This window comes from Bradyrhizobium amphicarpaeae (genome assembly GCF_002266435.3).
Taxonomy (GTDB): domain Bacteria; phylum Pseudomonadota; class Alphaproteobacteria; order Rhizobiales; family Xanthobacteraceae; genus Bradyrhizobium; species Bradyrhizobium amphicarpaeae.
This window is the reverse complement of sequence record NZ_CP029426.2, coordinates 566,409-581,900: the sequence shown is the minus strand read 5'-3', so window position 1 is coordinate 581,900 and position 15,492 is coordinate 566,409. Positions and strand designations below refer to the sequence as shown.

General features: G+C 65.2%; 27 protein-coding genes. 6 read left to right on the top strand and 21 right to left on the bottom strand.

Annotation, left to right across the window (positions count from 1 at the left end; genetic code table 11):
- Positions 1-8: 8 nt before the first annotated feature.
- The 7 genes from CIT40_RS02865 to nifH form a co-directional block, all read right to left on the bottom strand.
- Entirely contained in the window at positions 9-851 is an 843-nt protein-coding gene (locus CIT40_RS02865; RefSeq protein WP_094891078.1) for an electron transfer flavoprotein subunit beta/FixA family protein, read from the bottom strand.
- Positions 852-1,032: 181 nt separating this feature from the next.
- Positions 1,033-1,362 (bottom strand): nitrogenase stabilizing/protective protein NifW, encoded by a 330-nt coding sequence (gene nifW / locus CIT40_RS02860; protein WP_094891001.1) that lies wholly within the window; start codon positions 1,360-1,362, stop codon positions 1,033-1,035.
- On the bottom strand, positions 1,355-2,125 hold the full coding sequence (gene cysE, locus CIT40_RS02855; protein WP_094891079.1) for a serine O-acetyltransferase: 771 nt from the start codon (positions 2,123-2,125) through the stop codon (positions 1,355-1,357). Before cysE ends, nifW begins: the two co-directional genes overlap by 8 nt.
- A 7-nt stretch (positions 2,126-2,132) precedes the next feature.
- Positions 2,133-3,314, bottom strand: a complete 1,182-nt coding sequence (gene nifV, locus CIT40_RS02850) for a homocitrate synthase (protein WP_094891002.1) — start codon at positions 3,312-3,314, stop codon at positions 2,133-2,135.
- Positions 3,315-3,458: 144 nt separating this feature from the next.
- Positions 3,459-3,830, bottom strand: a complete 372-nt coding sequence (irrA, locus tag CIT40_RS02845) for an iron response transcriptional regulator IrrA (protein ID WP_334265236.1) — start codon at positions 3,828-3,830, stop codon at positions 3,459-3,461.
- 110 nt (positions 3,831-3,940) lie between these two features.
- Entirely contained in the window at positions 3,941-4,642 is a 702-nt protein-coding gene (locus CIT40_RS02840; RefSeq protein WP_244612028.1) for a nitrogen fixation protein NifQ, read from the bottom strand.
- 89 nt (positions 4,643-4,731) lie between these two features.
- Complete coding sequence (nifH, locus tag CIT40_RS02835) at positions 4,732-5,622, bottom strand: nitrogenase iron protein (RefSeq protein WP_094891080.1); 891 nt, start codon at positions 5,620-5,622, stop codon at positions 4,732-4,734.
- Between the two features lie 392 nt (positions 5,623-6,014).
- On the opposite strand from nifH, the gene CIT40_RS02830 reads away from it, so the two are divergent.
- On the top strand, positions 6,015-6,449 hold the full coding sequence (locus tag CIT40_RS02830) for a response regulator (RefSeq protein WP_094891005.1): 435 nt from the start codon (positions 6,015-6,017) through the stop codon (positions 6,447-6,449).
- Between the two features lie 8 nt (positions 6,450-6,457).
- Entirely contained in the window at positions 6,458-6,871 is a 414-nt protein-coding gene (locus CIT40_RS02825; RefSeq protein WP_094891006.1) for a thioredoxin domain-containing protein, read from the top strand.
- A 4-nt stretch (positions 6,872-6,875) separates the two neighbouring features.
- Here CIT40_RS02825 and CIT40_RS02820 read toward each other — a convergent pair whose 3' ends face one another.
- Genes CIT40_RS02820 through CIT40_RS02810 form a run of 3 tightly spaced genes read right to left on the bottom strand, consistent with a single transcriptional unit; the run spans position 6,876 to position 7,846 of the window.
- Positions 6,876-7,229, bottom strand: a complete 354-nt coding sequence (locus CIT40_RS02820; RefSeq protein WP_094891007.1) for a (2Fe-2S) ferredoxin domain-containing protein — start codon at positions 7,227-7,229, stop codon at positions 6,876-6,878.
- A complete protein-coding gene (grxD, locus tag CIT40_RS02815) occupies positions 7,226-7,561 on the bottom strand; it encodes a Grx4 family monothiol glutaredoxin (RefSeq protein ID WP_094891008.1) in 336 nt (111 codons plus the stop codon). Before grxD ends, CIT40_RS02820 begins: the two co-directional genes overlap by 4 nt.
- Before the next feature lie 51 nt (positions 7,562-7,612).
- Positions 7,613-7,846 carry a BolA family protein gene (locus CIT40_RS02810; protein WP_094891009.1) on the bottom strand — a complete coding sequence of 78 codons (234 nt, stop codon included), beginning with the start codon at positions 7,844-7,846 and terminating at the stop codon, positions 7,613-7,615.
- 355 nt (positions 7,847-8,201) lie between these two features.
- Here CIT40_RS02810 and CIT40_RS02805 point away from each other — a divergent pair, with 355 nt between their 5' ends.
- From CIT40_RS02805 to CIT40_RS02790, 4 genes are read left to right on the top strand one after another with little or no spacing between them, the layout of a single operon-like run.
- On the top strand, positions 8,202-8,681 hold the full coding sequence (locus CIT40_RS02805) for a hypothetical protein (protein ID WP_094891010.1): 480 nt from the start codon (positions 8,202-8,204) through the stop codon (positions 8,679-8,681).
- A gap of 7 nt (positions 8,682-8,688) precedes the next feature.
- Positions 8,689-9,015: an iron-sulfur cluster assembly protein gene (locus CIT40_RS02800; RefSeq protein ID WP_094891011.1), complete on the top strand. Its 327-nt coding sequence runs from the start codon at positions 8,689-8,691 to the stop codon at positions 9,013-9,015.
- Positions 9,016-9,054: 39 nt separating this feature from the next.
- On the top strand, positions 9,055-9,822 hold the full coding sequence (locus CIT40_RS02795) for a dienelactone hydrolase family protein (RefSeq protein ID WP_094891012.1): 768 nt from the start codon (positions 9,055-9,057) through the stop codon (positions 9,820-9,822).
- A 14-nt stretch (positions 9,823-9,836) separates the two neighbouring features.
- Positions 9,837-10,082, top strand: a complete 246-nt coding sequence (locus tag CIT40_RS02790; RefSeq protein WP_094891081.1) for a hypothetical protein — start codon at positions 9,837-9,839, stop codon at positions 10,080-10,082.
- Between the two features lie 12 nt (positions 10,083-10,094).
- Here the strand turns inward: CIT40_RS02790 and CIT40_RS02785 are convergent, their stop codons facing one another.
- The 11 genes from CIT40_RS02785 to CIT40_RS02735 all read right to left on the bottom strand — a co-directional run bounded on the left by CIT40_RS02785 (position 10,095) and on the right by CIT40_RS02735 (position 15,486).
- Positions 10,095-10,523 (bottom strand): group II truncated hemoglobin, encoded by a 429-nt coding sequence (locus CIT40_RS02785; protein WP_094891082.1) that lies wholly within the window; start codon positions 10,521-10,523, stop codon positions 10,095-10,097.
- 204 nt (positions 10,524-10,727) lie between these two features.
- The gene (locus tag CIT40_RS02780) at positions 10,728-11,174 is read right to left on the bottom strand and encodes a Rieske (2Fe-2S) protein (protein WP_094891013.1); all 447 of its coding nucleotides are present in this window, start codon (positions 11,172-11,174) and stop codon (positions 10,728-10,730) included.
- A 17-nt stretch (positions 11,175-11,191) separates the two neighbouring features.
- Positions 11,192-11,416, bottom strand: coding sequence for a hypothetical protein (locus CIT40_RS02775; protein ID WP_094891014.1), 225 nt, complete (start codon positions 11,414-11,416; stop codon positions 11,192-11,194).
- 16 nt (positions 11,417-11,432) lie between these two features.
- Positions 11,433-11,741 carry a 2Fe-2S iron-sulfur cluster-binding protein gene (locus CIT40_RS02770; RefSeq protein WP_094891015.1) on the bottom strand — a complete coding sequence of 103 codons (309 nt, stop codon included), beginning with the start codon at positions 11,739-11,741 and terminating at the stop codon, positions 11,433-11,435.
- 33 nt (positions 11,742-11,774) lie between these two features.
- The gene (locus tag CIT40_RS02765; RefSeq protein WP_094891016.1) at positions 11,775-12,986 is read right to left on the bottom strand and encodes a DegT/DnrJ/EryC1/StrS family aminotransferase; all 1,212 of its coding nucleotides are present in this window, start codon (positions 12,984-12,986) and stop codon (positions 11,775-11,777) included.
- Positions 12,983-13,252: a hypothetical protein gene (locus tag CIT40_RS02760; protein ID WP_094891017.1), complete on the bottom strand. Its 270-nt coding sequence runs from the start codon at positions 13,250-13,252 to the stop codon at positions 12,983-12,985. The genes CIT40_RS02765 and CIT40_RS02760 overlap by 4 nt, the downstream gene beginning before the upstream one ends.
- 14 nt (positions 13,253-13,266) lie before the next feature.
- Entirely contained in the window at positions 13,267-13,626 is a 360-nt protein-coding gene (locus tag CIT40_RS02755; RefSeq protein WP_094891018.1) for a DUF3024 domain-containing protein, read from the bottom strand.
- 10 nt (positions 13,627-13,636) lie between these two features.
- On the bottom strand, positions 13,637-13,876 hold the full coding sequence (locus CIT40_RS02750) for a nitrogen fixation protein NifZ (protein ID WP_094891083.1): 240 nt from the start codon (positions 13,874-13,876) through the stop codon (positions 13,637-13,639).
- Positions 13,876-14,193, bottom strand: coding sequence for a nitrogen fixation protein NifZ (locus tag CIT40_RS02745; protein ID WP_094891019.1), 318 nt, complete (start codon positions 14,191-14,193; stop codon positions 13,876-13,878). Before CIT40_RS02745 ends, CIT40_RS02750 begins: the two co-directional genes overlap by 1 nt.
- On the bottom strand, positions 14,190-14,963 hold the full coding sequence (locus tag CIT40_RS02740) for a 4Fe4S-binding leucine-rich repeat protein (protein WP_094891020.1): 774 nt from the start codon (positions 14,961-14,963) through the stop codon (positions 14,190-14,192). Before CIT40_RS02740 ends, CIT40_RS02745 begins: the two co-directional genes overlap by 4 nt.
- Positions 14,956-15,486 carry a hypothetical protein gene (locus tag CIT40_RS02735; protein ID WP_094891021.1) on the bottom strand — a complete coding sequence of 177 codons (531 nt, stop codon included), beginning with the start codon at positions 15,484-15,486 and terminating at the stop codon, positions 14,956-14,958. Before CIT40_RS02735 ends, CIT40_RS02740 begins: the two co-directional genes overlap by 8 nt.
- Between the last annotated feature and the right edge of the window lie 6 nt (positions 15,487-15,492).

The following is a 15,492-nucleotide window of genomic DNA, read 5'->3' as shown; positions in this document are numbered from 1 at the left end:
CCCTCGCCTCAATAACCGCGCGCCAGTGTCGCGAGCTCGGTCTCCAGCGTCGGCTGGCGCTTGAAGATGGCGTCGATCAGCGCCTCCGCCGGTTGTTCGGCAGCCTCGATCATCACCGCCTTCTCGCTGCGCGCCGCTGGCGCGAACACGCGCTTGACGATGGTGGGCGAGCCGCGTAGGCCGCATTTCGAGATGTCCTCGACGCCGGCCTCCTGCGCGCTCCATTTCACGATCGGTGCACGCGCTGCGCGCAGGGCGTCAGCCATCGCGCCACGGCGAATCTGGTTGGTCGCCTCCAGCATGGTGACGAGGCACGGCAATCTGGTTCGAAGGATCTGGACGCCGCCTTCCGAACGGCGTTCCGCGTCGATCGTGCGGGCGGTCAGGTCGAGGGCGCTGATCTTCGCGACATAAGTGAGCTGCGACAGGCCGAGGCGCTTGGCGATGCCGGGGCCGACCTGCGCGGTGTCACCGTCGATCGTCTGCTTGCCCGTGAAGACGACATCGGCGGCACCGAATTCGGTCGAGATCTTGCAGATCGCGGTGGCGAGCGCGTAGGTGGTGGCCAGCGTGTCGGCGCCGGCGAAGAAGCGGTCGGTCAGCAGCACGGCGCGGTCTGCACCGAAGGTCAGCGCCTTACGCAGGGAGTCCTCGGCCGACGGCGGTCCCATTGTCAACACCGTAACTTCGCCGCCGAACTGATCGCGCAGCTCGAGCGCGGCCTCCAGCGCGAAGAGGTCGTAGGGGTTGATGATGGTCGGCACCCCCTGACGCATGATGGTGTTGGTCACCGGATGCACACGAATTTGCGCGGAGTCGGGGACCTGCTTGATGCAGACGACGATGTGCATGCGCTTCTCCAGGACGTGGCTCACGAGACGATCAGCAAGTGTCGTACCAATTGCGGACGTGGTGAAATTCGAACGTCGCTACAGCGACTTAGAGAAGCGCGGGGACCGGCTTCACGTGGCACGATCGCTGAAGCCGACAACAACGCTGCGACATGCGTCGCAGATGCGACAGGGAGCTGCCTCACTTCAGCGTTCCGATCTGCACCAATGTCGGCCCCGGCTTCTGCTGCGGCGCGACGGCATCCTTGAGAACCTTGAAGACGCGCTGATCGATCGGCGACGACGCGACGAAGTCCGAATAAGCGCGATTCAGCACGGCTCTGCAGCGCTCCGTCACGACCTCGTCCGTTGCGCCGGTAAAATCCTCTCCGGCGAGATACTGGCCCATGCGCCGCAAGATATGCAGACGCGCCACGTTGACGATTCCGGGATCGTAATCGACGCCGAGCAAAGTGAAGAACTCCTCCGCCGCGGACGCCTTGCTCAATTGCGCGAGAATTCCTTCAGTCATCGTCGGCCTCCAGCAATGCAGTGCCACGGGTCGGTACGCCGGCATGCCGCAGGCGTTTCTGCATATGGGTCAGGCGCGCCTCAAGAAATTCGACGCGATCGAGCAGCACTTCGATGGCGTCGCCGACGGGGTCGGGCATCAAATGGTGGTCGAGGTCGATCCGGCCGACCACGCGGCGATGGCTCAGTTGCGGGCGCACGACGCGGGCGGGAATGCCGACCACGGTGACGTCGGGCGGCGTGCTCTCGATCACGACGGAATTGGCGCCGACACGCGCACGAGCCCCGACCGTGATCGGCCCGAGGATCTTGGCGCCCGCCCCGACGATGACACCGTCTTCGAGCGTCGGGTGGCGCTTACCCGGGTACCAGGACGTTCCGCCAAGCGTGACACCATGATAGAGCGTGACGTCGTCGCCGATCTCCGCGGTCTCGCCGATGACGACGCCGGCGCCGTGGTCGATGAAGAAACGGTGGCCGATGCGCGCACCGGGATGAATGTCGACGTTGCTGGCGAAGCGCCCGAGCCAGGACAACAGCCGCGCCGGAAAGCGCCAACCTGCAGTCCACAGCCGGTTGGCGATCCGATACCAGATCACGGCGTGAATGCCGGGATAGGTCAGGAGCGTCTCGAATTGACCGCGCGCAGCCGGATCACGCTGGCGTACGCAGTCGATGTCCTCGCGGAGCAGCTTCAACAACGACGGTTTGACCGGCCCGGGAGGGGACGGATCGGCAAGCGGAATATCGACGACACAGGTCATGGCCACCTCACGCACAGTTGAGAAGCGAGCGCTCGCGCACCTCGCGCCAGATCGCTGTTACCGTCTCGCGTGCCACCGCCCCCTTGTGCGCGACGGCATGCTGACGGACGCGGGCAAGAACGGATTTCGCCTCGTCCGCGCTGGCCGATAGCTGCAGCTCGGCGAGCAGCGCGGTGATTGCGGCAAGCCCCGAATGCTTGCCTATCGCGATCCGGTTGGAGCGGCCGAGCAACCGCGGATCGAGCGCCTGGTAGGTGCGCTGATCCTTCAACAACCCGTCGACGTGAATGCCGGATTCGTGGGTGAAGACGTGCTCCCCGACAATCGCCTTGTTGAGAGGAATGGCGCGCGCCGCTGCAGCGGCCACCACCGAGGCGACGTTCTTCAGCTCGGACAGCACCACGCCGGTATCACGGCCATAGAGCTGCTTGAGCGCGACCGCGACCTCTTCCAACGGGGCATTTCCGGCCCGCTCGCCGAGACCGATCACGGTGACGGAGGCGTGCGTCGCACCGGCCTTGATCGCGGCAAGCGTGTTGGCGGTCGCCAGCCCCAAATCGTCGTGGCCGTGGAATTCGAGCTCGAGGTCCGTGGTGGCGCGGAGCGACGCGATCAGGGCGAAAGCAGCGTCCGGATCGAGCACGCTCAGCGTGTCGGCAATACGGAAGCGCCGTGCGCCGGCCCCCTTCGCAGTTGCGACCAGCTCCACCAGAAAATCGACATCGGCGCGCGACGAATCCTCGCCGCCGACCGCAACGTCGAGGCCCTTTTCGCGCGCATAGCCGACCACCCGCCTCACCTGGTCCAGCGCCGCCGCACGATCGCCGCCGAGCTTGGCCGCAATCTGCACGTCGGACGCCGGGGTCGACACATTCACCATGGAGACGCCGGCTTCGATTGCCGCATCGACGTCCGCAATGCGCATCCGGCACCAGCCGATCGCCGTCACCGGCAGGGCAGCCTCGACGATGGCGCGGATCGCGCCGATCTCGTCATGGCCCATCGCGGGCGTACCGGCTTCGATCTCGGTAACGCCGGCAGAGGCCAGCGCGCGCGCGATCGACACCTTCTCCGCGGTCGTGAAGGCAACGCCCGGCGCCTGTTCACCGTCGCGCAATGTGGTGTCGTTGAGGACGATGGGTCTGGGCTTCACCTTGTCGGACAGGGACGTTGCGCCGGGAACGGCCATCAGCGGGCTCCAATCAATGCTTCCAAGCTTGCATTCAGCAACCCGCGTGCCATCGCCAGCGCGTGGTTCAAAGGCTTAAGATTCATCGATTTTTCGGCGCGGCCCGCTTTGTCGCGAATGCGACAGCGTCGGAAAGACGACGCGTCAGGTCGCAGCGCGCTTGCGGCGGATGTGGATGATGATGTCCAGCCTGGAGATCACGTGACCCGGAAGTGCTTCGGGCATCTGGTCGAGCAGGAGCGTCTCCGGAACGTCGATCAGGATATCTTCGCCATCGAAGTAGAAATGCGGGTGCACCGAGGTGTTGGTGTCGAAGAACGAGCGCGATCCGTCCGGCCCGATCCGGCGCAATAGCCCCGCCTGGGTGAACTGATTGAGCGTATTGTAGACGGTCGCCATCGAAAGCTGGAGGTTGGCTTCCACCGCCTCGCCATAGAGCATTTCCGCGGTGACGTGCCGGTCGCCCCTGGCGAACAGTAATTCGCACAGGATGATGCGCTGACGCGTCGGCCGCACGCCCGCCCCGCGCAATCGCTGGACGGGAGCGCATCCGTCACCGCACAGCTCCCCACATTCAGGTTGCGTCTGCTTCCGCATATCGATGACGGCGTCCATGATTGTCGCGCTCAGGCCAGCCGACCGCTGCCGGCATCGGAATGATCTCCGCCGCCGCGCAAAAACTCCCGCCGTCGCTCGGCCATACGGCTCTCGCCGCTTTCCTCGCCGAAGCAGGCGTCGAAATCGTTGCATTGGGTGCAGACCGGCGTCGTGCACATCACGAAACCATCGTCCTCACACAGCATGCGGTAGAAGAAGCGCTTCCAGCGCATGTTCCGGGTGTTGCGCGCAGCCAGCGGTGCAAAGTGGCGAGCAAGCAAGCGCGACAATTCGGGACGCTCGCGCAGTCCGAGGTCTTCCCAGAGATGGTTCGGCTCCATCGCGCGCCGCGCCACCATCGACGCGAGCCAGCGGCCGACCTCGCCATCGGTCGAACGCTGCGCAAGCAGGAGATCCCGCACCATGATCGTCTCGTCATCGACCGGCGCCGGGCCGTGTATCCATGCGAACGCCCGGACCTCGGCCAGGGGAAAGTAGCAGGCGAGAAGGTCGTTCAACTCCTGCTCGGCAACGCCTGCGCGCTCGGCGAGCGGGCCACCGTCCATCGCGGCGGCGGCCAGGATCGAGGCCAGCACGTGGCGATCGAAATCGCCGTCGTCGTCGATGTCGACCTCGGCGGGGCAGCGGCCCGTCAGCAGATGGTAGAATTCTATCCCCGAATGCGCCCCGCCCGCGGCGCGGCCTGCCGGCGAACATGACGCTGCGTCGATCGTGCTCACCTGTGCTGCAATCACGGAGGGCTCCGCCAATTGTGTCGTAGAGTGCCGGCCTCCCCGGTGCGGGGAGGCCGGCCAGATGATCAGGCCGACATCGCGGCGAGCTCGGCGGCGGTCTTGCCGACGACGGACTCGTCGACCGCCTTCATGATGCCGTGCTCCATCAGCATGTCCTCGAGCTCGTCCATGGTGATCGGGGTCGGGATGATGCCCTTGCCGGCGTTGTTGTGGATCTTGTGCGCGAGCTTCCGGTAGTGCTCGGCCTGTTGGGACTCCGGCGCGTATTCCAGCACCGTCATGCGGCGCAGCTCCGCGTGCTGCACGATGTTGTCGCGCGGCACGAAGTAGATGAGCTGGGTGCCGAGCTTCTTGGCCATGGCTTCCGCCAGCTCCAGCTCCTTGTCGGTCTGGCGTTCGTTGCAGACCAGGCCGCCGAGCCGCACGCCGCCGGAATTGGCGTATTTCAGAATGCCCTTGGAGATGTTGTTGGCGGCGTACATCGCCATCATCTCGCCGGACATCACGATGTAGATCTCCTGCGCCTTGTTCTCGCGGATCGGCATCGCAAAGCCGCCGCAGACGACGTCGCCGAGCACGTCGTAGGACACGTAATCAATGTCCTCGTAGGCGCCGTTCTCTTCCAGGAAATTGATCGAGGTGATGACGCCGCGGCCGGCGCAGCCGACTCCGGGCTCGGGACCGCCGGATTCGACGCAGCGGATGTCGCGGTAACCGACCTTCATCACGTCCTCGAGTTCGAGGTCCTCGACGCTGCCGGCGTTGGCCGCCAGGCTCAGAATCGTGTCCTGCGCCTTGGCGTGCAGGATCAGGCGGGTCGAATCCGCCTTGGGATCGCAGCCGACGATCAGGATCTTGTGACCCATCTCGGCAAGCGCCGCGAGCGTGTTCTGCGACGTCGTCGATTTGCCGATACCACCCTTGCCGTAAAACGCGATTTGTCTCAGTGAAGACATGTTGCTCTCCATCAACCGATTGCCAATGACATCGCGCTGTTCGCGCGAGATTGCTTCTCTCTCAGAAGCGTGGGCCCGCGGGGTTCGGGAAGGAGAACAACGCTCGCCATCGGCGTCGGCGTGTTCTCAGCCCTCACTCGTTGTTGCTGCATCCAGATAGCAACTGGCGTGCCATTCATCCCCCGCCGCCTAAGACGCTGATCACGCTCGCGAAATATTTCGGCACCAGCGGCAGGCGGAAGCTGTGTCGAACCCTACAGAGGTAGGGCCTCTGTCAGAAACCAGACAAGGATCACGCCACTTGCGGTGCGAATGCACCGCGATCTGCGCCGCGCAGATGCGGAACGGAATTTGCTCACGCCCGATATGGAGCGATCAGAGGAGAACGACAGATGCAGATCGGAGTCGAGACCGCGAAGGCCGTCGACCAGCGCCGCGTATTCGTGGTCGACGAGGACGAGATTACCCGCGCAGCCCTCCAGTTCATGTTGCACGACGAGATCGAGACCCATGAGCTGGCCACGCCTGAGGAAGCCTATGCCAGGGGCGTCGACTGGCTGCGGCCCGACGTGGTGCTGCTCGGGGTCTCGTTCCTGAAGGCACGTGGACCAGGCTTGATCGGCGAGCTCGCAGCGAAATTCCCCGGCGTTCGCATTCTCGTCGTCACCGACAAGTCGGACGAGACGACTGCGGTCGCCGCTATGAAGGCGGGCGCCCACGGCGCCGTGGTCAAGCCGCTGACGCTGGAAGGTGTCCGCAAGAAGGTCGACACCATCCTCGGCCGCGGTGGCGCCGCGCCGCTGATCCAGCTCAGCGCGATGAAATAGGAGCGCTCGTGGCAATTGTGTTGTTCTTCCAGAAGCCGGGCTGCGGAACCAATGCCCGGCAGATCCGCGCGTTGGAAGCGGCCGGTCACCAGGTCGTTGCGAAGAGCCTGCTGACCGAGCCGTGGACGGCTGCGGAGCTGCGCGCGTTCTTCGGCGAGACGCCGGTCATGTCATGGTTCAATCCGGCGGCGCCGCGGATCAAGTCCGGCGAAGTGAAGCCGACCGAGATCTACGCCGCAGGCGCACTCGACCTGATGCTCGCCGATCCCCTGCTGATCCGGCGTCCGCTGATCGACGTCGACGGCATGCGATGCGCCGGCTTCGACCGCGAGCCGGTGCCGTCGCTGCTCGGCGGCGAGCGCTCCGATCTCCAGGGCTGCACGCGGCCGCAGACGATGCCGCGTTGCGCCGAGCCGCGATAGCGGCTCAGCTCCGGGCCAGCATCATCACCAGGCGATCGACCCGCCGGCCCTGCGCCAGATGCTGGTCGACGATCTCGTCGACGTCTTCCGGCGTGGTCGGCCGATACCAGACCCCATCGGGATAGACGACCATCAGCGGGCCGGCGGTGCAGAAGCCGAGACAGCCCGACGCGGTAAAGCCGACATCGGCGAGACCTTTAGCCTCGATCGCCTTGCCGAGCCGCTCCCACAACGGCCCGCCGCCGGCGGCACCGCAGCTGCCGCGCGGATGGCCCGGCGGTCGCTGGGTGTGGCAGGCGAAGACGTGAAGGCGGTAGAGCTGCGGCAGCTCGAACTCCTCGGTCATGCCATCGCTCATGACGCTGTCACCGCAACGCCCTTGTCATTCAGCACCGCGGCCAGCTCACCCAGCTTGAACATCTCGCGCACGATGTCGCAGCCGCCAAGGAATTCCCCCTTGACGTAGAGCTGGGGAATGGTCGGCCAGTTCGAGAACGACTTGATTCCGTCGCGGATGTCGGGATCTGCGAGCACGTTGACGCCGGTGAAGGGCACGCCGAGGCCGTTCAGGATCTGCACCACCGCACCGGAGAAGCCGCATTGCGGCGCGGCCGGCACACCCTTCATGAACAGCACGACGTCGGTGCTCCCGATGATGTCCTTGATTCGTTGTTCGGTCGGATCGCCCATGTATCTGCCCTTTCGCATTGACGGAGATGACTTGCCGGGACCGTCAAACGGTCATGTCGGCACTGCCGTTTCAAGCGCGAGCGCATGCAACGCCTCGCCCATCTGTCCCTTCAGGGCGGCATAGACCATCTGGTGCTGCTGGATCCGGCTCTTGCCGGCAAACGCTTGCGAGACGACGCGCGCGCCATAATGATCGCCGTCGCCGGCGAGATCGGTCACGACCACCTGGGCCTCGGGAAAAGCCTCCCTGATCAGTTGCTCGATATCCGGTCCCGCCATCGCCATGTCGCGCACTCCTGCTTCATGGCACCCCCATGCAAGCACCAAACCAATTCGCGAACAGCTGTCGTGACAGGGAGTTGCGCCATGCGCGCCGCTGTCATGTCCGACATCCGACAATGCGATGCGCGCACATGTCGCTGACGTGACGGACGTCCTCTGGCCCGTGCGCGAGGCCGCCCAGAGCGTTCTCTGCGCCGCCAATTCGCATCGCTTTCACCGCCTCGTTCACGCGGCCCGGCTTTTGCTTAGCTGGGTCAGGACACGCATTCCGATACGCAGGACGAGGACGCGACGTGCTTTATCCGGACTTCAACAGATTGGGCGTTCGGCGCCAGATCCCGACTGACGCGAGCCGTGCATGACGGCCGTGCTCGTCGACTCCGATGGAATCAATTTCGGCGAGCTTCCCGCCGAGATCGACATGCTGCTGCAGCAGGGCGTGGTCAGCTATCGCCGCGATCCCCTCGAAGCCGATCGCATCTTCCGCAAGGCGCTCGACGAAGCACCGACGGAGCTTGCGGTCTATTTCTGCCTCTACAAGACCCACACCTATCGTGGCCGTCTCGACGAGGCCCAGACCATCGCCGAGCGCGGCCTGCGTGAAGCTGCGCATCAGGCAGGATGGCATCCCGACTGGCGCCATTGGCGGCCACAAGTCGCACTGCCTGATGGCCCCGGCCGCTTCGCGCTCTACACGCTGAAAGCGCTCGCCTTCATCCATCTGAGGAAGGACGAGCAGGATCAGGCGCTCGGCATGCTCGCTGCGCTACGCAGGCTCGACCCCGCAGGCGCAGTCGGCTGGCCGGTCGTCGCAGCCCTCGCCGAGGGACTGCAGTGAGGCAACCATGACGACAGACCTCGCCGACAACGACACGCTGATCGCGGGTATCGTCGCTGCGCTGCGGACCGTTCACGATCCCGAAATTCCCGTGAACGTCTACGACCTCGGCCTGATCTACCGGATCGAGCCGAAGGATGCCGGCCTGGTCGAGATCGACATGACCCTGACCGCGCCGGGCTGCCCGGTCGCGGGCGAGATGCTGGCCTGGGTGGAAAAGGCGGTGATCGACGTCGACGGCATCGATAAGGTCGAGGTCCGCCTGGTGTTCGATCCGCCCTGGGACTCGTCGCGGATGTCCGACGACGTCAAGCTCGAGCTCGGCTTGCTCTAGCCCAATAGCCGGAAGCCTATCGGAGAGGAGAGAACGCAGATGATCGAACTCACCGCCAGTGACGGAGCCAGCTTCTCCGCCTATCGCGCCGAGCCGTCGGAGACGCCGAAGGGCGCCGTCGTCGTTCTCCAGGACGTGTTCGGCGTCACGCCGGAAGTCCGCAAGGCCGCCGACGCCTTTGCGGCCGCTGGCTATGTCGCCATCGCGCCATCGCTGTTCGACCGGGTCAAGCCGGGCGTCAGTCTTGATCACGACGACGGCGGCAAGGCCGCAGCCGCGGCCATCACCGCCGAGCTCAACAAGGAACTGACCATCTCCGATATTCAGGCGACCGTCGACGCCGTGAAGGGCGCCGGCAAGGTCGCGATCGTCGGCTATGGCTGGGGTGGCGACCTCGCCTACACGGCCGCCAACAAGGTCAACGGCCTCGCCTGCGTGATCGGCTATGACGGCGGCGGAACGGTCGCCGATTATCGCGAGAAGCGCAAGGTGCCGACGCTGCTGCATTTCGGCGAGAACGATCCGGAACTCCCGCTGGAGCAGATCTCGCAGTTCCGCGCCCATCGCCCCGACGTCAGCGCCTTCACCTATCCGGGCGCCGCCCAGGGCTTCGGCTGCGACGAGCGCGGCAGCTATCGCGAGGACGCCGCCGGGCAGGCGCTGAAACGGACCCTGTTCTGGATCTCGCAATATGTCGAAGGACAGAAGCCGGTGCTGTTGAAGAATGCCGGCGCCTATGCGCAGGCGAAAACAGAGAAGAAGAAAAAGAAGAAAGGCGATGACGATCTCGGACCGCCGGTAGATTGAAGGAGGCGTGCGACATGCTGCCGACGACCATTCTCATCGACGACGCGCCGCGCTGCGTGGTGCGGCCGACCGACACCAAGGATCTCAACCGCTTCATCCGCAACGGCAAGAGCTTCCTGCTGACCGGGAAGCCCGATGGAACGATCACGCACCGGCCGGCAAATGAATCTGAGCTCGGGCGATGGCAGACCGGGCTTGCCCTCCACACGGCATGGGGCGGTGCGGACGAGGACTTTTTCGGACTGCCGCTGTCGGAGTGACAGCGCGCGGCCTCAACCGTGCCCGCCGCGCTCATCGTGCGGATTGCCGGCCTGGTTACGCATCCAGTCGGCAAGGCGAGACAACGCGACGTCGATTTCCTGGCGCGCGGCAGCATCGGCGACCGTCTCCTCGAGCGCGCCACGCATGCAGAGCAGCCAGGCGTCGCGCTCGGCGCTGCCGATCGGGAAACCCATATGGCGCTGGCGCAGCCGCGGATGCCCCTTCTCCGGCGAATACAGCTTCGGACCGCCGGTCCATTCCGAGAGATAGCGCTTCAGCACCTGCTTGGTCGATGTAAGGTCGTCCGCATGCATGGCGCGAATGCCGCTGGCTTCGGGCAGCGCATCCATCCGGCGATAGAAACTCTCCACCAGGCGGTCGATGACGACCGTGCCGCCGATCCGCTCGAACATCGAAACAGTCACCACCGTATCGCTCATGCCGATGCCTTCTGCTGCACGCATCTACTCGTCCATGCTCGGCGAGAGGATAACCTCCGCGGGCGCACCGGGGCCTTGATCGGCGACAAATTCCAGCGTGGACACGCGCGACAGCCCGTCCCCGCTGTCCATCAGCACGACCGCGTCCTCCGGCAGTCCTCTCCAGTCGATCGAGCAGTTGAGCAACCGTCACGGCCCGCTCTCCTAGTCCGGATGGATCATGATTTCCATGGTCTCGTCATGGTCCTCGAAGCCACCGAACGGGCGGTCGTCCTCGACCAGGCGCTCGCCGCAGAGGCAGACCTCGCCGTCCATCACCGCCAGCGTGATCGGCTGGAGGCTCTTGCCGTTGCAGGGGCCGTCGATACACAGCCCGCTGTCGATCTCGAACGTGGCGCCGTGACGGCCGCATTTGAGAAATGCCCGGTCCTGCGTGAAGAAATCGCCGCTCCCGATGTTGAGCCAGACCCCTTCATGCGGACAGGCGTTGACGTAGCCGACATAGGCGTTGTCATGGGTCCGGATCACCACGATCGGGAATGGTCGGTTCTCACCGGATGCGTCGATGCGCGACAGGCTGAACGCTTTGGCACCGCCGCGCTCGATCTCGTCGTTCGCGCAGATGACGAAGACCTCGATCTCCTTGCCCATGGACGCTGCCCCGCCGCTCAGACCGGCACCGGCACGGCCGCCTGCTTCAGCGCCGCGAGTTCGTCCCGGGTCAGCCGGAACACCCCCCTGCCGCCGGCGAGCGTCTGGTAGACGTCGCCGGCCTTGTCGCTGAGGAAGTTGAACCAAGCCTGCGGCGTCAGGCCATCGGGCCGCTCGCTCATTTCGACCACGCTGCCATTTGGCGCAAAGCGCGCGTGAAGAATGACGTTCTGCGTCTCCATCGTCATTTTCCTGTGCTCACAGCCCCGACGAGAAGCCGAGCAGCTCGATCTTGACGCTCTCGGTGCCGAGCATGGTGGCCTGGCAGGCGAGCCGCGACTTCGAGCTGACGCCGACGATCGCGTCGAGCTTCTCGTTCTCGAGCTTCGCGATCTTCGACAGTCCCTTGCGGCCTTCCTGCACGTAGATGTGGCAGGAGCCGCACTTGGCCTGGCCCTCGCACTTGTGCGGGATCGCGATCTCCGCGCCGAGCAGCGCCGCCAGCAGCGTCGTGCCTTCCGCGACCTCGATGGTCTTGCCCTCGGGCATGATTGTCAGTGTGGTCATGGTCTTTACCCTCTCTGTTGTACGGATCGGTGGTCAGTAGATCGCCGCGCCTGCGCCGACGTTGATCGAGGCGTCCTTCATCGTCTCGACGATGAATTCGATCTGGCCGTCGGTCAGATGCGTATGGAACGGCAGCGCGACAGCGCGATCGGCGATCTTTTCGGTGACTAGCAGGTCGCCGCGGCGATAGCCGAGGTCGAAATAGTGCCGCTGCAAATGCAGCGGATGGCTGTAGGCGGCCGCCTCGACCTGCTCGACGCGGAGATCCTCGGCAATGGCGTCCCGGCTGGATTGGCCGAAGCGCGTGCCGAGATGTACGATGTACAGGAACCAGTTGACCTCGGTCACATCAGGAGCGACGTAAGGCGGCTTAATGCCCTCGAACGACTGCACGTGGGTCGCATAGAGCTGCTCGACCAGCCGCCGCCGCTCGATGATCTCGTCGATGCGGCCGAGCTGCGCCAGCCCGAGCGCTGCCGCGAGATCGCTCATCCCGGCCTGATAGGCCGCGGTCGAGCCGACCACGACGGAGGATCGCTCGCTGAGCCGGTGCGACCGATGACGGCGCAAGGTCACCGCGAGATCGATGTCGTCGGTCACGACCATGCCGCCCTCACCGCAGGTCATCAGCGACGGCTGGGCGAAATCGAACACCGCGAGGTCGCCGAAGCTGCCGACCAGCGCACCCTTGTAGCGCGAGCCGATGGCCTCGGTGGAGTCCTCCAGCAGGCGGAGACCGTGCCGAGCCGCGATGTCGCGCAGCTCCGACCAGGGTGCCGGATGGCCGTTGTTGTTGCAGGCAAGAATCGCGCGGGTGCGGGTCGTGATCCGCTCCTCGACCTTGGCCGGCGCCAGATTGCCGGACCAATAGTCGATATCGGCGAACACCGGCCGCGCGCCGGCAAGGCTGATCGCGTGCGCGGTTTCCCGGAACGAATAGGATGAGGCGATGACCTCGTCGCTCGCACCGATACCGCAGGCCTTCAGCGCGAGCAGCAGGCCGATCGTGCCGCTGGGCACCGCGACCGCATAGGACCGGCCGACATAGGCTGCGAAAGCCGCCTCGAACTCCTCCACGAGAGGCCCGCTGGAGAGCCGCGGAGAACGCAGCACAGCATCCACCGCACCGATCTCGGCCAGCGTGATGTCCGGATCCGAAAGGGGAATGACGGAAGCCTGGCCCGCCTCGACCGGCGCCTCGCCGGTCTCGGTCAAATCGTCATAGGCGAGAGCGGGCTCGGTCATGACTTCGCCTCTCGCTTCGCCAGCACGATTCCGGTCGCTCGCGCGGGATCGTCGGTGATCTGCGCGCAATGATCGGCACTGTCGAGCAGATGCAGGTCGAACGCCCCAAAGCTGCGGAACGGCGCCTCCGTCACGTCGGAGGCATCGCAGCGAATCCAGGCGAGGTGCGGGAATTTCCGTCGCAGCTCGAGACAAGCCTGCGTCGCGGCATCCGACGTCGCCAGCAACTGCTCGATTTCCGCCAATTCCACTGCTGCCAATGCCATCTCGACCAATCCTGCTATTGCCAGAACACGCGCTCGGGATCAGCGTTCAGCACGTCGGTGACCGACGTCAACCGCTGATGGACGCCATGCAGCTCCCAGGCGCCCGTCCCGTGATCCTTGCGAAACAATTGCCAGGTCGCGCTGACCGCATCGTGATGCAGCAACGCGACGTCGATGACGCCGCCATCGGGTTCGATGTTGCGCGAACAGCAAGGACTTTCGATGAGGTAGCCGCCGGCCACGCAGCTGACCTTCGGCGAGACGTAGCGATAGCGCCGGCGCGCCGCCAAGGCGCGCTCGATCCGCCTGCGATCGAGCTCGTTGGGGTGCGCAGGCATCCCCGGGTCGATCTGTCTGAGAACCGCGGCGTTCATCTCGCGCCCCCTACAGCGGACTAATTTCTTCTTCGAGGCAGCCGATCACAAGCCGCTCCCCAAACTCGACGAGGTAGATCGGCAGGTTCGCCTCGGTGTGCCGGCCGACCTGGACGATCTCTCCGGTGTCGCCGGTGCCGACCAGGAGCCCCTCGGCCGGCGCATCCGGAAACGAGCCGTCATTGAGCAGGTCCACGGTCGCCTTGACGCGCTGGCCCCATTGATATTTCGGCAGCTTGGGTTCGATCATCATGACGCAGCCTCCGGCAGTGGAATGTCCTCGACGACATCGCGCGGCGTGACGGGGTCGAGCTCCTTGCGCTTCATCCCGACGCGGTTGCCGCTTTCGAGGAATTCGACGCCGTAGATGTAGAACTGCTGAAGGAACGTGCCGATCGAGACCACGTAGCCGACCTCCCCCTTCTTGGCGAGGATGTCGCCGATCTCCTTGCCGGCATAGGTGCCGTCGTTGCGGATGGTGCGTTTGGCCCGCACCTTCTCGCCGAAGCTGAAGAAGGGCGGCGCACTCAGCTCGACGACGTCGCTGTCGCGGACGATGTTGCTCATACGGACGCCTCCGTCTCCCGTTCCAGGCGCACCGCGACGCGCGATCGCGCCACCTCGCGCACCAGGCTGTCCTGATCGTCCGCCAACGCCATGAGTTCGGCGGCCGCGGCCCTGCTGGCGACCTCGTAACGGATGCGCCAGTCCGGATCCCGGCGCATCAAGGCCAGCAGCTCGGGCGACAGCCGTTGTGCGATCTCAAGCCGTACCGCGGCATCGCGATCGTTGATCATGCCGAGCAGCCATTCGTCCGGAATGCGCCGCGCCACGACGCGCCGCACCTCCGCCTCCTCGTCGTCGATCATGCGGCCGAGCAGCAGCGGCGCGAGCTTGCGCGCGACAACGAGGCGGACGTAATAGTCCTCGTCGGAGACCATCGGCAGCAGGTCGTCGCCGTCGATCAGCGTCACCACCCGCATCCTGACCTCGCGATGCGGGTCCTTACGCAGAAGCAGCGCGTAGCGCCTGGGGAGGCGACGCACGGCGTTCCAGCGCACGGTTTCGTCAGCGTCGGCGAGCAGCGGCGGAAGCAGGAACAAGTTGGCGAATTTCGCCGCGATCGCGCGCACCTCGAAATGCGGATGGCCGAGATAGCCGTCGGCAAGGCCCTGGTTCCAGTTGAAGAAGCGATCGATCCGGCGTGCGTAGCGGTCGTTGACGCAGGCATGCCTGATGCGGCAGCCGCCGGCAGCGTTGAGCGCCAGGTGCGCGCAGCCAGCGCAGTCGACCTCTTGGCCCTGCCAGTCGCGGGCTTCGTCGATCTCGTCACTCATCGTCCTGCCCTATGCGATCGAGAACGCCGAGCAGCACCCCGGCCCCGATCTTGTCGGAAGGATCGAGCTCCAGCAGCTTGTCGACTGCGAGCCGACCTTCGTCGGTCCGCCCCAGGCGCATCTGCAGATAGGCGTAGCCTTTGAGCGAGAACAGGAAGAAGCGCGGCAGGAAGTTTTCGTAGCGACCGAACCCGGCATCGCCCGCACGCACCCTGCGCCAGTCGGCCGCGAGATTGTTCTCGCTCGCCGCCTTTGTGAGGCAACGTTCGGCCACCGCCAGCGCATCGGCAAGGCGCCCCTTGTAGAAGTAGAAGCGATACAGGCCGATCAGCACCGCAGCGTGGCCGGGCGCGAGCGCCTCGGCTTCCCGCAGATGGTTCTCGGCGATGTCGTCCAGATGATAGGCGAGCCCCGCCTCCCACAGATGATGCTCGGCCTCGCTCGGCAGGCCGGCCCCGAGTAAGGCGCTGCTGACCAGCGCGTCGTTGATCTCGGACTGCGGATTGAAAAGAGCGTCCGGCATCGACGA

What these genes read in the sequence shown, in the direction of transcription:
- CIT40_RS02865 (WP_094891078.1), bottom strand. Translation starts at nt 851, where the DNA reads ATGCACATCGTCGTCTGCATCAAGCAGGTCCCCGACTCCGCGCAAATT.
- nifW (WP_094891001.1), bottom strand. Translation starts at nt 1,362, where the DNA reads ATGACTGAAGGAATTCTCGCGCAATTGAGCAAGGCGTCCGCGGCGGAG.
- cysE (WP_094891079.1), bottom strand. Translation starts at nt 2,125, where the DNA reads ATGACCTGTGTCGTCGATATTCCGCTTGCCGATCCGTCCCCTCCCGGG.
- nifV (WP_094891002.1), bottom strand. Translation starts at nt 3,314, where the DNA reads ATGGCCGTTCCCGGCGCAACGTCCCTGTCCGACAAGGTGAAGCCCAGA.
- nifH (WP_094891080.1), bottom strand. Translation starts at nt 5,622, where the DNA reads ATGTCTTCACTGAGACAAATCGCGTTTTACGGCAAGGGTGGTATCGGC.
- CIT40_RS02830 (WP_094891005.1), top strand. Translation starts at nt 6,015, where the DNA reads ATGCAGATCGGAGTCGAGACCGCGAAGGCCGTCGACCAGCGCCGCGTA.
- CIT40_RS02820 (WP_094891007.1), bottom strand. Translation starts at nt 7,229, where the DNA reads ATGAGCGATGGCATGACCGAGGAGTTCGAGCTGCCGCAGCTCTACCGC.
- grxD (WP_094891008.1), bottom strand. Translation starts at nt 7,561, where the DNA reads ATGGGCGATCCGACCGAACAACGAATCAAGGACATCATCGGGAGCACC.
- CIT40_RS02810 (WP_094891009.1), bottom strand. Translation starts at nt 7,846, where the DNA reads ATGGCGATGGCGGGACCGGATATCGAGCAACTGATCAGGGAGGCTTTT.
- CIT40_RS02805 (WP_094891010.1), top strand. Translation starts at nt 8,202, where the DNA reads ATGACGGCCGTGCTCGTCGACTCCGATGGAATCAATTTCGGCGAGCTT.
- CIT40_RS02800 (WP_094891011.1), top strand. Translation starts at nt 8,689, where the DNA reads ATGACGACAGACCTCGCCGACAACGACACGCTGATCGCGGGTATCGTC.
- CIT40_RS02795 (WP_094891012.1), top strand. Translation starts at nt 9,055, where the DNA reads ATGATCGAACTCACCGCCAGTGACGGAGCCAGCTTCTCCGCCTATCGC.
- CIT40_RS02790 (WP_094891081.1), top strand. Translation starts at nt 9,837, where the DNA reads ATGCTGCCGACGACCATTCTCATCGACGACGCGCCGCGCTGCGTGGTG.
- CIT40_RS02785 (WP_094891082.1), bottom strand. Translation starts at nt 10,523, where the DNA reads ATGAGCGATACGGTGGTGACTGTTTCGATGTTCGAGCGGATCGGCGGC.
- CIT40_RS02780 (WP_094891013.1), bottom strand. Translation starts at nt 11,174, where the DNA reads ATGGGCAAGGAGATCGAGGTCTTCGTCATCTGCGCGAACGACGAGATC.
- CIT40_RS02775 (WP_094891014.1), bottom strand. Translation starts at nt 11,416, where the DNA reads ATGGAGACGCAGAACGTCATTCTTCACGCGCGCTTTGCGCCAAATGGC.
- CIT40_RS02770 (WP_094891015.1), bottom strand. Translation starts at nt 11,741, where the DNA reads ATGACCACACTGACAATCATGCCCGAGGGCAAGACCATCGAGGTCGCG.
- CIT40_RS02765 (WP_094891016.1), bottom strand. Translation starts at nt 12,986, where the DNA reads ATGACCGAGCCCGCTCTCGCCTATGACGATTTGACCGAGACCGGCGAG.
- CIT40_RS02760 (WP_094891017.1), bottom strand. Translation starts at nt 13,252, where the DNA reads ATGGCATTGGCAGCAGTGGAATTGGCGGAAATCGAGCAGTTGCTGGCG.
- CIT40_RS02755 (WP_094891018.1), bottom strand. Translation starts at nt 13,626, where the DNA reads ATGAACGCCGCGGTTCTCAGACAGATCGACCCGGGGATGCCTGCGCAC.
- CIT40_RS02750 (WP_094891083.1), bottom strand. Translation starts at nt 13,876, where the DNA reads ATGATCGAACCCAAGCTGCCGAAATATCAATGGGGCCAGCGCGTCAAG.
- CIT40_RS02745 (WP_094891019.1), bottom strand. Translation starts at nt 14,193, where the DNA reads ATGAGCAACATCGTCCGCGACAGCGACGTCGTCGAGCTGAGTGCGCCG.
- CIT40_RS02740 (WP_094891020.1), bottom strand. Translation starts at nt 14,963, where the DNA reads ATGAGTGACGAGATCGACGAAGCCCGCGACTGGCAGGGCCAAGAGGTC.
- CIT40_RS02735 (WP_094891021.1), bottom strand. Translation starts at nt 15,486, where the DNA reads ATGCCGGACGCTCTTTTCAATCCGCAGTCCGAGATCAACGACGCGCTG.